12 protein-coding genes are annotated in these 13,582 nt (G+C 69.8%); 8 read left to right on the top strand and 4 right to left on the bottom strand.

Annotated elements, in window-relative coordinates:
* Positions 1 to 147 precede the first annotated feature (147 nt).
* Genes ACFYP0_RS03905 through ACFYP0_RS03930 form a run of 6 tightly spaced genes read left to right on the top strand, consistent with a single transcriptional unit; the run spans position 148 to position 5,765 of the window.
* The gene (locus ACFYP0_RS03905) at positions 148 to 1,125 is read left to right on the top strand and encodes an aliphatic sulfonate ABC transporter substrate-binding protein (protein ID WP_355497749.1); all 978 of its coding nucleotides are present in this window, start codon (positions 148 to 150) and stop codon (positions 1,123 to 1,125) included.
* Positions 1,122 to 1,955 carry an ABC transporter permease gene (locus ACFYP0_RS03910; protein WP_355497746.1) on the top strand — a complete coding sequence of 278 codons (834 nt, stop codon included), beginning with the start codon at positions 1,122 to 1,124 and terminating at the stop codon, positions 1,953 to 1,955. The genes ACFYP0_RS03905 and ACFYP0_RS03910 overlap by 4 nt, the downstream gene beginning before the upstream one ends.
* Positions 1,928 to 2,659, top strand: coding sequence for an ABC transporter ATP-binding protein (locus ACFYP0_RS03915; RefSeq protein ID WP_355497743.1), 732 nt, complete (start codon positions 1,928 to 1,930; stop codon positions 2,657 to 2,659). The genes ACFYP0_RS03910 and ACFYP0_RS03915 overlap by 28 nt, the downstream gene beginning before the upstream one ends.
* A 14-nt stretch (positions 2,660 to 2,673) precedes the next feature.
* Positions 2,674 to 4,080, top strand: coding sequence for a selenium-binding family protein (locus ACFYP0_RS03920; RefSeq protein ID WP_355497740.1), 1,407 nt, complete (start codon positions 2,674 to 2,676; stop codon positions 4,078 to 4,080).
* Positions 4,077 to 4,706 carry a hypothetical protein gene (locus tag ACFYP0_RS03925; RefSeq protein WP_355497737.1) on the top strand — a complete coding sequence of 210 codons (630 nt, stop codon included), beginning with the start codon at positions 4,077 to 4,079 and terminating at the stop codon, positions 4,704 to 4,706. Before ACFYP0_RS03920 ends, ACFYP0_RS03925 begins: the two co-directional genes overlap by 4 nt.
* Positions 4,707 to 4,748: 42 nt before the next feature.
* Positions 4,749 to 5,765, top strand: coding sequence for a methyltransferase (locus ACFYP0_RS03930; protein WP_355497735.1), 1,017 nt, complete (start codon positions 4,749 to 4,751; stop codon positions 5,763 to 5,765).
* 89 nt (positions 5,766 to 5,854) lie between these two features.
* Here ACFYP0_RS03930 and ACFYP0_RS03935 read toward each other — a convergent pair whose 3' ends face one another.
* Positions 5,855 to 6,706: an alpha/beta fold hydrolase gene (locus tag ACFYP0_RS03935; protein WP_355497732.1), complete on the bottom strand. Its 852-nt coding sequence runs from the start codon at positions 6,704 to 6,706 to the stop codon at positions 5,855 to 5,857.
* A 140-nt stretch (positions 6,707 to 6,846) separates the two neighbouring features.
* Here ACFYP0_RS03935 and ACFYP0_RS03940 point away from each other — a divergent pair, with 140 nt between their 5' ends.
* Complete coding sequence (locus tag ACFYP0_RS03940; RefSeq protein WP_355497730.1) at positions 6,847 to 7,713, top strand: metallophosphoesterase family protein; 867 nt, start codon at positions 6,847 to 6,849, stop codon at positions 7,711 to 7,713.
* Positions 7,714 to 7,718: 5 nt separating this feature from the next.
* On the opposite strand, the gene ACFYP0_RS03945 is transcribed toward ACFYP0_RS03940, so the two are convergent.
* Entirely contained in the window at positions 7,719 to 8,915 is a 1,197-nt protein-coding gene (locus ACFYP0_RS03945; RefSeq protein WP_355497727.1) for an epoxide hydrolase family protein, read from the bottom strand.
* Between the two features lie 147 nt (positions 8,916 to 9,062).
* Here ACFYP0_RS03945 and ACFYP0_RS03950 point away from each other — a divergent pair, with 147 nt between their 5' ends.
* Positions 9,063 to 9,512, top strand: a complete 450-nt coding sequence (locus ACFYP0_RS03950) for a hypothetical protein (RefSeq protein ID WP_355497724.1) — start codon at positions 9,063 to 9,065, stop codon at positions 9,510 to 9,512.
* Positions 9,513 to 9,884: 372 nt separating this feature from the next.
* Here the strand turns inward: ACFYP0_RS03950 and ACFYP0_RS03955 are convergent, their stop codons facing one another.
* On the bottom strand, positions 9,885 to 12,275 hold the full coding sequence (locus ACFYP0_RS03955; RefSeq protein ID WP_386994243.1) for a galactose-binding domain-containing protein: 2,391 nt from the start codon (positions 12,273 to 12,275) through the stop codon (positions 9,885 to 9,887).
* Positions 12,276 to 12,399: 124 nt separating this feature from the next.
* Complete coding sequence (locus tag ACFYP0_RS03960) at positions 12,400 to 13,452, bottom strand: GDP-mannose 4,6-dehydratase (protein WP_386994245.1); 1,053 nt, start codon at positions 13,450 to 13,452, stop codon at positions 12,400 to 12,402.
* Positions 13,453 to 13,582: the final 130 nt, after the last annotated feature.

Below are 13,582 nucleotides of genomic sequence, written 5' to 3' on the forward strand. Positions count from 1 at the left end.
TGCGCGCGGGGCGGGCGGCCACCTCCTGAGGGGTGGGACGATCCCGCCGACAGCCTACCCATAAAACCTATCGGGTTAGTAGGCTACTGCCGGCGCCGACACCTGTCGATGCGCTGCCGTCCGCCTGCCCTGACCCGAGGAGCCGCCATGCCCACCCCGTCGACGAGCCGTCCCCCGCAACGCCGCCTCCTGACGGCCGTGCTCACCACCGTGGCGCTGCTCGCCACGGTCGCGGTGAGCGCGTGCGGCGGGTCCGCCGATGCGGGCGGCACCAAGGACAAGCTCCGGATCGGCTACCAGCGCTTCGGCGGTCTGAGCCTGGTCAAGGCGCGCGGCGCCGCACCGGATGTGGAGTGGTCGCTGTTCGAGAGTGGCCCCGCGCTCACCGAGGCGCTCAAGGCCGGCTCCATCGACATCGGACAGGTCGGCGAGGCACCACCCGTCTTCGCCGCCGCCGGGAAGATCCCGTTCTCCGTCATCGGCACCTCGGCGCCGATTCCGCAGGGTGAGGCCGTGCTGGTCAAGGCCGACCGGGGCTACCGCAGCTTCGCCGACCTCAAGGGCAGGACGGTGGCCCTCAACAAGGGGTCCAACGTGCACTGGCTGCTGGTGCGGCTGCTGGAGGCGAACAACATGACCCTGAAGGACATCCAGGTCAAATACCTCAAGCCCGCCGAGGGGCGGCCCGCGTTCGACGGCGGCCAGATCGACGCCTGGGTGATCTGGGATCCGTACTTCGCCCTGGCCGAGCAACCGGGGGTCCGGGTGCTCGCCGACGCGACCGGTCTGGCCAGCAACCGTGAGTACGTCCTTGCCACGCCCCGGGCGGTCGACAAGCGGTCGGACGAGATCCGGGCGTTCCTCCAGCGCTACCGCGAGGTGACCGACTGGGGCATCGCCCACCCCGAGGAGCGAGCCAGCACCCTCGCTCCGGAGCTGAAGATCCCGCAGGACGTCACCAGCCGCGCCCTGGCCCGCAGCGCCAAGCCCCTCGCTCCGGTCACCCCGGCCATCGGCGACGAACTTCAGGCGATCGCCGACAGCTTCATCGCCCTGGAACTCATCCCGGGGCCGGTCGACCTGCGATCCCGGGTCGACGGCCGGTTCAACGAGGTGTTCCAGTGAGTCGTACGACGCTCGTCGAGGCGCCCGAAGAGGTCGCGGCGGCGGCGCCTGTCGTACCCCGTCGTCAGCGGCCGGCCCGGCGCTGGCGGCGGGTGGTGAGCCCGGTGGTGCTGGTCCTTGGGTGGGAGTTGGCCGCACGGACCGGGCTGCTGGCGGCCGAGAAGCTGCCCGCGCCCAGCGACGTCCTGGCCACCGGCTGGCGACTGAGTCGGGACGGCACGCTCGGCGTCCACCTGCTGGACTCCCTCACCCGGGCCGGGGCGGGCCTGCTGATCGGCGGTCTCCTGGCCCTGGTGCTGGGCACCGTGGCCGGGCTGTTGCGGCTCGGTGACGACCTGGTCGACCCGCCGGTGCAGATGGCCCGGATGCTGCCGCACCTCGGGCTGGTTCCGTTGCTGATCATCTGGGTCGGCATCGGCGAATCACTCAAGATCAGCCTGGTGGCATTGGGCGCGTTCTTCCCCATCTACTTCAACACCTACGCCGGCATCCGGGACATCGACGAGCGGCTGGTGGAGGCCGCCCGTACCTGTGGTCTGGGGCAGGCCGCCCGACTGCGGCACGTGGTGCTGCCCGGCGCGCTGCCGTCCCTCTTCCTCGGCCTGCGGCTGGCGATCGGGGCGGCCTGGCTCAGCCTGGTCGTCGGCGAGCAGGTCAACGCCCAGACCGGGATCGGCTTTCTGATGATGGAGGCGCGGGAGTTCAGCCAGACCGACGTGGTGGTGCTCGGCCTGCTCGTCTACGCCCTGCTCGGGCTGATATCCGACAGTGCGTTGCGCGTCCTGGAGAGGAGGATGCTGACATGGCGTCGCGGACTGCGGGCCACCTGAACGGCACCGAGCCGGTGCTCACCGCCCACGCGGTGCGCCGGGCCTTCGGGCCGACGGTCGTGCTGGCCGGGGTCGACCTGACCATCGCCCGCGGTGAGGTGGTGGCCCTGCTGGGCGGCAGCGGTTCCGGCAAGAGCACGCTGCTGCGGATTCTCGCCGGCTTGGACGGCGAGGCCAGCGGGACGAGCGTCGTGCACGGCACCGCCGCCGTGGTCTTCCAGGAGCACCGGCTGCTGCCGTGGAAACGCGTGGCGGAGAACGTGGGGCTCGGACTGTCCGGCGCGGACGGCCCGGGGCGGATCCGGCGGGCACTGGCCGAGGTCGGTCTGGCCGAGCGGGATCGCGCCTGGCCGGCCGAGTTGTCCGGTGGGCAGGCGCAGCGGGTGGCAGTGGCGCGGGCCCTGGTCCGCGAACCGGACCTGCTGCTGCTCGACGAACCGTTCGGCGCCCTGGACGCGTTGACCCGACTGCGGATGCAGATCCTGCTGCGCCGGCTGCGCGCCGAGCACGGATTCGCCGCCCTGCTGGTCACCCACGACGTGGAGGAGGCGCTGCTGCTCGCCGACCGGATCCTGCTCCTCGACGACGGCCGCATCGCCGCGGAACTGCCCGTCGACCTCGGCCCCACCCGTACGCCGGACGACCCGGCCTTCGGCGCGCTGCGCCGCCACCTGCTCGACCGACTCGGCGTTCCCACCACCTGACGAGCGGAGCTGTGATGACCCGCTGGACCCCCGACCCCACGTTCTACCCCTCGCCCCGGGAGGCGGTGACCGCACCGGCGGAGAAGCTCGCCTACGTGGCGGCCTTCGACCGGACGGCCAGCCGTCCGGACGCCATCGTGGTGCTCGACACCGACCCCGACTCCCCCGACTACGGCCGGGTCGTCGGCTGGACCGACCTGCCGTACGTCGGTGACGAGCTGCACCACTTCGGCTGGAACGCGTGCAGCAGCGCGCTCTGCCCGACCGCCCCGCACCCGCACGTCGAGCGGCGCTACCTGATCGTCCCCGGCCTGCGGTCGTCGCGCATCCACGTGCTCGACACCCAGCCCGATCCGCGCCAGCCGCAGATCGTCAAGGTGATCGGGGCGGAGGAGTTGGCGAAGCGGGCCGGCTACTCGCGGCCGCACACCGTGCACTGCGGCCCGGACGGCATCTACCTCTCCGCTCTCGGCGGCGCGGACGGTGCGGAGGGTCCGGGTGGCATCGCCATCCTCGACCACACCACGTTCGAGGTCCGCGGGGCGTGGGAGGCCGACCGGGGGCCGCAGTTCCTGGCGTACGACGTGTGGTGGCATCTCACCCAGGACGTGCTGGTCACCAGCGAGTGGGGCACCCCGTCGATGATCGAGGACGGCATCATCGGTGAGTTGTTGCTGGGCCGACGCTACGGGCACGCCATCCACTTCTGGGATCTCGCGAAACGCCGGCACGTCCAACGGGTCGACCTCGGTGACCAGTACCAGATGCCACTGGAGCTGCGGCCGGCGCACGATCCGACGAAGTCGTACGGGTTCGTCGGGGTGGTGATCAGCGTCGAGGACCTGTCCGCGTCGATCTGGCTCTGGCACCGTGACGGGGACGCCTGGGCGGTCACCAAGGTCATCGACATCCCGGCCGAGCCGGCCGACCCGGCGAACCTGCCCGACCTGCTCAAGCCGTTCGGGGCGGTGCCGCCGCTGGTGACCGACATCGACCTGTCGGTCGACGACCGGTTCCTCTACGTCTCCTGCTGGGGCACGGGTGAGCTGCGCCAGTACGACGTCAGCGATCCGCTGCACCCGGTGCAGACGGGCTCGGTGCACCTCGGTGGGATCGTCCGCCGCACCGCGCACCCGTCCGCGCCGGACGAGGCGTTGGCCGGTGGCCCGCAGATGGTGGAGGTCAGCCGGGACGGCCGGCGGGTCTACGTCAGCAATTCGCTCTACGGTGCGTGGGACGACCAGTTCTACCCCGACGGGGTGGGCGCCTGGCTGGCCAAGCTCGACGTCGACGTGGACGCCGGTGGGCTCACCCCGGATGAGCGGTTCTTCCCGCACGGGGACGAGTTCCGGGGCCTGCGGGTGCACCAGACCCGGTTGCAGGGCGGGGACGCCTCCTCCGACTCGTACTGCTATCCGTGACCGTCACCACCCTGGCGACGCTCGCCGCGCTCGGCGCGTTCCATGGTCTGAACCCGGCGATGGGTTGGCTGTTCGCGGTGGCCCGGGGCCTACAGGAGCGCAGCCGGCTGGCGTTGCTGCGCGCCCTGCCGCCGATCGCCGCGGGGCATCTCGCCTCGGTGGCCATCGTCGCCGCGTTGGTCTCGGCGACCCGGTCGGTGACGGCGAGCAGCGCCCTCGCGGTGGTCGGCGGTGGGGTGCTCGTGGCCTTCGGGCTGTGGCGGCTGCTCTCGGAGCGGCACTTCCGCTGGGCGGGGATGCGGCTGTCGGCGGCGCAGCTCGCTGCCTGGTCGTTCCTGATGTCGTCGGCGCACGGCGCGGGGTTGATGCTGTTGCCGGTGCTGGTGGCCGAGCCGGTGCCCGGGGGTCACTCCGGGCACCTGGCCGCCGCGCCGGTGGGCGCGCTGGCCGGCCTCGCGGCGGCCGGGGTGCACACCGTGGCCATGCTCGGCGTCGCCCTGGCCGTGGCGCTGCTGGTCTACCAGGTGTTCGGGGTCGGTGTGCTGCGCCGGGCCTGGTTCAACGTGGACCGGCTCTGGGCCGGGGTGCTGGTGGCCGCGGGGTTGGTGACGCTGATCAGGGCGTGACAGTCCATCGTGGAAGCACGCGAACTGTGCTTTCATGTCGGCATGATCACTCCCACTCCCCTCATGCGCCTGGTGGCCGGTGTGTGGGGGTTCAAGACCCTCGCGGTCGGCGTCGAGCTCGGCCTGTTCACCCGGTTGGCCGGCGGGCGGACGATGACCGTCGAGCAGGCCGCCGCCGAGTTCGGGCTGCCGGACCGGCCGGCGGACCTGTTGCTGGCCGCCAGCGCCTCGCTGGGGCTGCTGGAGAAGGCTGGCGACGGCTACCGCAACACCGAGTTGGCCGAGCAGTTCCTGGTCGAGGGTCGCCCGTACTACTTCGGCGCGCAGGTCCGCTACTCGGACCTACGCACCTACCTGCCGTGGCACCGCATCGGTGAGGCGCTGCGCACGGACCGGCCGTTGACCTGGGACCCGGAGGCTCAACAGTCGATGTTTGACACGGCCGACCCGGACATGCTGGCGCAGTTCTGGGATGCCATGTTCTCCACGTCCAGCTTCACCGCCAGCGCGTTGGCCGACGCCTACGACTTCTCCGCGCACCGCAGGCTGCTCGACGTGGGCGGCGGAGCCGGCGCGTTCCCGATCGAGTTCTGCCGCCGCCTGCCCGACCTGCGGGCGACGGTCCTGGACCTGCCGCACGTCTGCGTCCGGGCCCGGGAGCGGATCGCGGAGGCCGGCCTGACCGGGCGGATCGAGGCGGTGGGCGGCGACTTCCTCGCCGACCCGGCGCTGCCGGACGGGCACGACGTCATCCTGCTCAGCATGATCCTGCACGACTGGGACGAGCCGACGAACCGGGCGTTGCTGGCCCGGTGCCACGCGGCGTTGCCGCCCGGCGGGGCGATCGTCGTCTGCGAACTGCTGCTCAACGACGAACGCACCGGACCGCCGGAGGCGGCCCTGATGGGGATGAACATGCTTGTCGAGACCGAGGGCGGCCGGAACTATTCAGGTGCCGAGTACGCGGCCTGGCTCACCGACGCCGGCTTCGTCGACGTGCGTATCGTGCCGTTCGACGCGCCGGGCGCCAACGGCGCGGTGGTGGCCCGCCGGCCCTGACCGACGACGACACCCGGCCCCGGTGCGAACCGTGGGCCGGGTGTCGCGGCGCCTTACGGCGCGGGCGTCCGATCGGCGACCGGTACGGGTCAGGCGCGAGCCTTGGCCGGCTGCTTCATGAAGTCCAGGATCGCCTTGTTGATCTCGTCGGCGTGGGTCCACGGGATGCCGTGCGGTGCGCCCTTGAGCGTGATGAGCTGGGCGGTCGGCATCATCGGCCCGAGCCGCTGGCCGGTCACCGGGTAGGGCAGCACCCGGTCCTGGTCACCCTGCACGATCAGCACCGGAATGTTGATCTTCGGCAGGTCGGGGCGGAAGTCCTCCTGCCAGGCGTCCACACTGTCGTGGGTGGCCTTGCCGGAGGCCATCGCGCCGATCTGCCAGTGCGCCCGGTACGCCTCCTCGCTGACCCGCTTACCCATGTTCTGGTCCGGGTTGAAGAACGCGTCACAGAAGGACGTCAGGTAGGCGAACCGGTCCTTGATGATGGCGTCCTGGAAACCCTTGAAGAGGCTCCGGTCGACGCCCTCCGGGTTGTCGCTCGCCTTGGCCAGCATCGGCTGCAGCGGGCTGAGCAGCACGGCTCGGCTGACCCGTTGCGATCCGTAGTTGCCCAGGTAGCGGACCACCTCGCCGGTGCCCATCGAGTGACCGATCAAAGTCACCTCGTTCAGGTCCAGCTCGGTCATCAACACGTCCAGGTCCGCCGCGAACGTGTTGTAGTCGTACCCGAAGGCCGGCTGGGCGGAGTTACCGTTACCGCGGCGATCGTAGGTGATCGTCCGGTATCCGGCGTTCTGCAGCGCCCGTGTCTCCTTCTCCCAGGTCGCGCCATTGAACGGAAAGCCGTGGATCAGCACCACCGGCTTACCGGAACCGTGGTCCTCGTAGTACAGGTCGATGGGCGCGGAGTTTTCCGTCCCCACGGTGATGAAAGGCATGTTTGTCTCCTGCTCCGGTCTCGGGCTGTCGGACGCCCCGCGCTTTCCCGTCGGGTCTCCGGATATGCGGGTCGACAGATCGGCCCGAACGGCAGGCGCAGAGGTTCCGCGAACCACCCGTACCGTCCTAACCTCGGAGGGTGAAACTTCCGCCCCGGCTGCGGGCCGTCAGCGACCTGCACGTCGGGCACCCTCAGAACCGCGCGTTCGTCCAGGAGCTGCACCCGGACAACGCCGGCGACTGGCTGCTCGTCGCCGGGGACGTCGCCGACCGGTTCGCCGACATCGAGTGGGCGCTCGGGTTACTGAGCAGTCGGTTCGCACGGGTCGTCTGGGCACCGGGCAACCACGAGCTGTGGACGCCGCCGCGTGACCCGGTCACGTTGCGCGGCGAGGAGCGCTACCGCGAGCTGGTCCGGATGTGCCGGCGGCTGGGGGTGGTCACCCCGGAGGATCCGTACCCGGTGTGGGACGGCGACGGCGGCCCGGCCACGATCGCCCCGCTCTTCGTGCTCTACGACTACACGTTCCGGGTGCCCGAGGCACAAACCCAGCAGGAGTCACTGGCCCTGGCATACAAGGCCGGTGTGGTGTGCACCGACGAGGCGCTGCTGCACCCCGACCCGTACCCGAGCCGGGAGGCGTGGTGCGACGCCCGGGTCACCGAGACCGAACGCCGGCTGGTCGAACGCGACCCGGCGCTGCCGACGGTGCTGGTCAACCACTACCCGCTGGTGCGCGAACCCACCGATGTCCTGCGGTACCCGCTGTTCGCCCAGTGGTGCGGCACCGTCCGCACCAGCGACTGGCACCTGCGCTTCGACGCCGCCACAGTGGTGTACGGGCACCTGCACATCCCCCGCACCACATTCCACGACGGGGTGCGTTTCGAGGAGGTCTCCCTCGGCTACCCCCGCGAGTGGCAGCCCCGAGGGCCGGGGCCCGACCCGGTACGCACCATCCACCCGGCCGACGACAGACGCCGGCGCTCGTCCGTCAGCGGTTGAGGTCGTCAGGATTTCCGCAGTGGCCGGAAGGCGGCCCGCACCTCGGCGGAGAAGAGTTCCGGCTCCTCCCAGGCCGCGAAGTGCCCGCCGCGGTCAGCCTCGTTGAAGTACGCGATGCCGGGGTAGACCGCCTCGGCCCAGCTCCGCGGAGCGGCCCAGATCTCGCCGGGGAACGTGGTGAAGGCGACCGGCACCGTGACCGGCGGCGGAGCCTGACCGGCTGCCTGGGCCGCTGCTTGAAACCGCCCCTGCTCCCAGTACCACCGGGCGGACGACGCACCGGTGCCCGTCAACCAGTACAGCGTGATGTTGTCGAGGATGCTGTCCCGGGTGAGACCGCCAGCCGGCTCACCGTCGAGGAACACGCGGGAGATCTTGTAGTAGCTGTCCGTGTCGTGGTCGAGCATCCAGGCCGCCAACCCGACGGGTGAGTCCAGCAGCGAATAGCCGATCGTCTGTGGCCGGGTGGACTGCTCCAGGAAGTAGCCGAAACCGTCCATGGAGAACAGCTTGAGCGCGTCGAGCGCGGCGCGCTCCTGCTCGGAGTTCGCCGGCAACTTGTCCTTGATGCCGACCGCCCCGGCGAGCAGGTTGACGTGGATGCCGAGCAACCCCTCGGGTCCCTGACGCCCCATGGCATCCGTGACGGCGGCCCCCACATCGCCACCCTGCGCGACGTAGCGCGGGTAACCGAGGCGGTCCATGAGTTTCGCCCACGCCTGTGCCATCCGCGCCGAATTCCAGCCAGGCTCGGTCGGCTCGCCGGAGAAGCCGTAGCCGGGCAACGATGGCAGCACCAGGTGGAACGCGTCCTCGGGCGTGCCGCCGTGCGCCGTCGGATCGGTCAGCGGGCCGACGATCCCGAGCAGCTCGACGACCGAGCCGGGCCAGCCGTGCGTCATGATCAGCGGTAGGGCGTTCTCATGCTGCGACCGCACGTGGATGAAGTGAATCTCGACGCCGTCGATGTTCGTCGTGTACTGCGGCAGCGAGTTCAGCTTCGTCTCGCACGCACGCCAGTCGTAATCGGTCATCCAGTGGCGGGTCAGCTCCTGCATCGTCGCCAGCTGCACCCCCTGCGAGCGATCGGTGACCAGTTCACGGGTGGGCCAGCGGGTAGCGGCAATCCGGCGACGCAGGTCGGCGATCGAGTCCTCCGATGTGTCGAGCCGGAAGGGACGAATTTCGGTGTCGCTTGACATCTTCACCACCTCGCCAAGTCGAGTCGGACAGTGCCGATGCACCGACAGCGCCGGCACTCGCCCAGTCTCACAGCGGGCCAGTGGTACTCGGGCCCAAACGCGAATCGCCGACGCGCCTCCGCGTCAGACCCGTGGAATGATCAACCGGTGAGCCAACCGGACGAGCTCGACGACAACTGGCTGAACGGTGCGGAAATCACCTGTCCGGAGTGCCACGAACAGCTCTACCGCCTCGACCACTCGCCGCTCTTGGACTGCTATTTCCTCTACTGCGACAGCTGTCCGATGCGGGTCGACGTCAGTTACTACGACAGCACGTGCACGGCCATTGCGGACGCGCTGCCGTCCCGGGACGACGCCTACCCCACGCTGATGGCGGCACTTGAGGAGCGACTGCGGCCATGCGACTGCGGCGGGCGGTTCCGGGACTCCGCGCCTCGGCGCTGCCACCGGTGCTCCACGGTCCTGACGGCCATCAGCGCGCCCTCCGGCGTCGACGTCTGGCCCGGCTGGTGGACAGATGAGACGGACACCGGCGCCGTGGAAGAGCAGTTCACCGCCAGGTACTTCCGCACCGAAAACCCCTGGAAGCACTGACGCCGCCAGGACCAGTTGGGCCACCAGCACTACCCCCCCCCCCCCCCCGACGCACCCTCGCTTCGCTGATCATGAGGTTGACGGGCGGTTCGATCTCCACGAAGCCCGCCAACTCCATGATCAACCAGCTAGCCTCGGTTGGCGAGACAGAGGCTCGACACTCGGGCAGCGACCCGTCCGCGCCGATCTTGCATTTTCGGATGTTGATTTAGGCGGGATGCCCCTTTTGCCAGGACGGATTCTGCAAGATCGCCGACGAGCCTGTCGATCATGGAGCTGTGGTGCCCGGTTTGGGGGCCGTATAAGGGTTTTGTGGCCCACCACAACTCCATGATCGACGGGGCAGTGCGGGTTGACGAGCAACTCGCTCGGTCAGCTCGCGTAGACCTCCAGCGTTGACAGTTGCCCGGCCGGCCAGCCGGTATTGCCGGTGACGGAGATCCGCACGTAGCGCGCCTGTGCGGCGGTGAAGGTCAGCGTCACCTGGTTACCGGTGGCCGGGTCGAACGTCCGCCCCGCCGATCCGACAAGCGTGCCGAAGCTCCCCCCGTCCACGCTGCCCTGCACGGAGAGGGTCTGCGTCCGACTCCCCCACGCCGACGACGGCGGCAACTTCAGTACCACCCGCCCAACCGTGTGCGAGGAACCCAGGTCGACCTGCACCCACTGCGGGAACGCGCTGTTGGCGCTCTCCCAGTAGCTGTTCACGTCACCGTCCACCACGTTGCCCGACCCGTAACTCTGGACGTGGCTGCTCTCCGACGTGGACCGACCCCGGGCCAGGTCCGAGTTGGCCGCAGCGTCCGTGGTCACGGCGACCGCCGAGGATGCGCCGGAGGTGTTGCCGGCGGCGTCGCGGGCAACCACCGTGAAGGTGTACGCGGTGGAGGGGCTGAGCCCGCTCACCGTCGCCGTGGTGCCCGTGACGGTGGCGACGACAGTGCCGCCCTGGCGTACCTGGTAACCGGTCACCCCGGTGTCGTCGGTGGATGCCGTCCACGCCAGCGACACGCTCGTCGAGGTCTTGCCCGTCACCGTGAGGCCGCTCGGGGCGGTCGGCGGGTTGTCCGGGGTGGTGCTCCCGGCGTACACCTCGACCTTGGCGAGCTGGCCCGCCGGCCAGCCGGTGTTGCCGGCGATGCTCAGCCGGACGTAGCGGGCCGTGGTGGTCGTCAACGTGCGGGTGACGGTGTTGCCGGTTGCCGGGTCGAAGGTGAAGGCGGAGGCCGCGGCGATGGTCGAGAAGGTGCTGCCGTTGACGCTGCCCTGCACGGTGATCGTCTGGGTGCGCGCGCCCCAGCCGGCGGGCAGCCGCAGCACGAGCTTGTTGACCTGATGGCTGGCGCCGAGGTCGACCTGCCACCAGTGTGGGAAGGCGCCGCCGCCGCTCTCCCAGTAGCTGCCGGCGTCGGAGTCCACCGCGTTCGACGCCGGGAACGGACCGTTCTGGCTGCTGGCCGAGGTGGACCGGCCGGCCGCGAGGTCGCCGCTGGTCGGGGGCGGGGTGCCGACCATCGGTGGGGTGGGGCGGACCGAGGTGAGGGCGAGCTGGCCCTTGAGCATCCGGCCGCCGTCGGCGGTGATCCGCAGGTAGTAGTCGGCGGAGCAGGCGACGCCGTCCTCATCGAGGGCCCGGATGTTCGCCCCGGCCGGGGTGGTGGCCTGGGTCTCGGACGTCTTGGCGATCTGGTTGCCCTCGTTGTACTCGTCGAACATGGACACGTACAGGCCCTGGGAGCCGAGCCGGACCATGTTGTAGATGTGCCGCCAGTAGAAGTCGCCGTGTTTGCGGTGCCCGCCAGCGAGGTCGCCGGGCATCACGCAGGGCAGGTAGTCGATGCCGCGTGCCGCGCAGTCGGCCATGTCGCCGATGTTGACGTTGTTGTAGTAGGAGTCGAGTTCCTCCACGGTCCTGGCCCGGTAGACCATCCACGGCGAGATCGCGTGGAACGCGTGGTAGACGTCGAGGAAGCCGGGGCGGGAATCCTCGATGCCCTGCCGCCACCAGGTGGGCACACCACCGATGACGTAGCAGCCCTGAGCCTTGAACCAGTTGATGACCTCCAGGCAGGGCCCGGGGGTGAAGGGTCGGCTGGGCTCGCTGAAGCCGAAGCCCCAGATGCAGACGACCGGTTTGCCGTTCTGCCGGGCGTACGCCGACGACGCGGTGTGCGCGGCCATCTTCGTCGTCCAGTCGGTCTTGATCTCCGATTGGAAGGTCAGCCAGTCGGTGACGTCGTACATGATGTAGAACTTGCGGTTGTACCGTTCGGCCGCGGAGCGCACCTTCTGCGTCATCGCGTCGCGGGTCGGGCCCTCGTCGCCCATCGGGTTGAACCGTTGCAGCGCGGCGGTGTCGCAGCCGTTCTCCTGCATCCAGCGGAAGTGGGTGTCCACCGTCTGCTGGTCGTACGAGGAGAAGAGGGTGGCCGGCTGGCCGTTGCCCAGGTTGGGGTACGCGGTGGGATAGGTGCGCGTGTACTCGCGCACGTCCGGCCAGGACACGATTGTGGTGTTGGCGGGTGAGGGCGGCTGGAACCGGTCGCGGCCCCAGTGCCACCATCCGCCGATCGGCGCCCCGTCGCCGGGAGCGCTGAACCAGCCCTGGTAGCCGACCGTCACCTTGCCGACCACGTCCCCGGGGGGACTGGCGGCGTGCGCGGGGCTGGCCAGGGTGGTGAGCAGCTCGGTGGTGGTGGAGGCGGTGGCGAGCGCGGACCCGGCCAGCACCGATGTGACGAACCTGCGGCGGGAGACCGCCATGAGGACCACTCCTTCGGGACGGAAGGCATTGACGGCCATCGTGGCAGCAGTCGATGCCGGCCCGCAAGAGTTAGACTGATCGATGAAAATCCCGATCAGATGACGGGAATTACGCGCTGGGTTGTCAGTGGCTGACGGCCCGCTCCCGCGCCCACAGCGGGGACAGGATCTGGCTCGGGGCTTGACGGCGGCGGGCGTCGCGCACCGTTATCCGTACGCCCTCGGTGAAGCCGATCTTCGGATGCCACCCGAGCGACTCTCGCGCCTTCCTGGTGTCCAGCGCCATGTTGCGCACCTCGCCCGGCCAGGGCAGCGGCTCGTAGCGGGCCGCACTGTCGACGCCGGACGCCTCCCGGACCGTGTCGTACACGTCGTTGACGCTCGTCTGCCGACCCGAGGCGATGTTGACCACACCCACACCGTTGTGGTGACAGGCGACGGCGATCGCCTCGGCGACGTCGCTGACGTGGACGAAATCCCGGGTCTGGGTGCCGTCGTCGTAGATCACCACCTGCCGGCCACCGAGCAGCGCATCGACCATCAGGGACACCACGCCGCAGTCGCTGCCCTCCGGCCGCGGCCCGTAGACATTTCCGAACACCATCGAGGTGTACGACAGGCCGTGCTGACGCCCGTACCAGTCGAGGTAGTGCACACCGGCGGCGTTGCTGACGCCGTACGGGCTCACCGGGGCGATCGGGTAGTCCTCCCGGACCGGCAGGTCGTGGGCGGCGACACTGCCGAAGATGGCGCTGCTGGTCGCGTTGATCACCAGCCGTACGCCGCTGCGGGCGCAGGCGTCCAGCACGTTGACGGTGCCGAACACGTTCACGTCGGCGTCGTACAGGGGTGATCGCTGGGCCTCGGGGACGCTCGACTGTGCGGCGAGGTGCACCACCACGTCCGGCTGCCACTGGTGGATGATCTCGACACCCTCCGGCGTACGGATGTCACCCGAGACGACGTCCGCCTCGGTCAGCCCGCCGTACGCGGCGTCGGTCAGGTTCTCGATCCGGCCGGTGGAGAAGTTGTCGAGCACCCGGACCTGGCTGCCCATCAGCATCAGCCGGGCGACCACGTGGCTGCCGATGAAGCCGGCGCCCCCGGTGACCAGCACGCGCCCGGGAATCAGGTCCGTCGGTGGGTCGACAGCGACGGCAGTAGCGGGCAGGTCCATTTCGGACTCCTCGGAACGACGGAACGGTCGGCCCGCTGCGGCAACCGGACGGCCGCACACGACCGTAGCCCACCAAAGGCCACCAAACGGACGATCAGCCCGAATAACTTGCGCAGGTATCACCCATTCA

Source organism: Micromonospora arida (assembly GCF_042873195.1).
GTDB lineage: Bacteria > Actinomycetota > Actinomycetes > Mycobacteriales > Micromonosporaceae > Micromonospora > Micromonospora arida.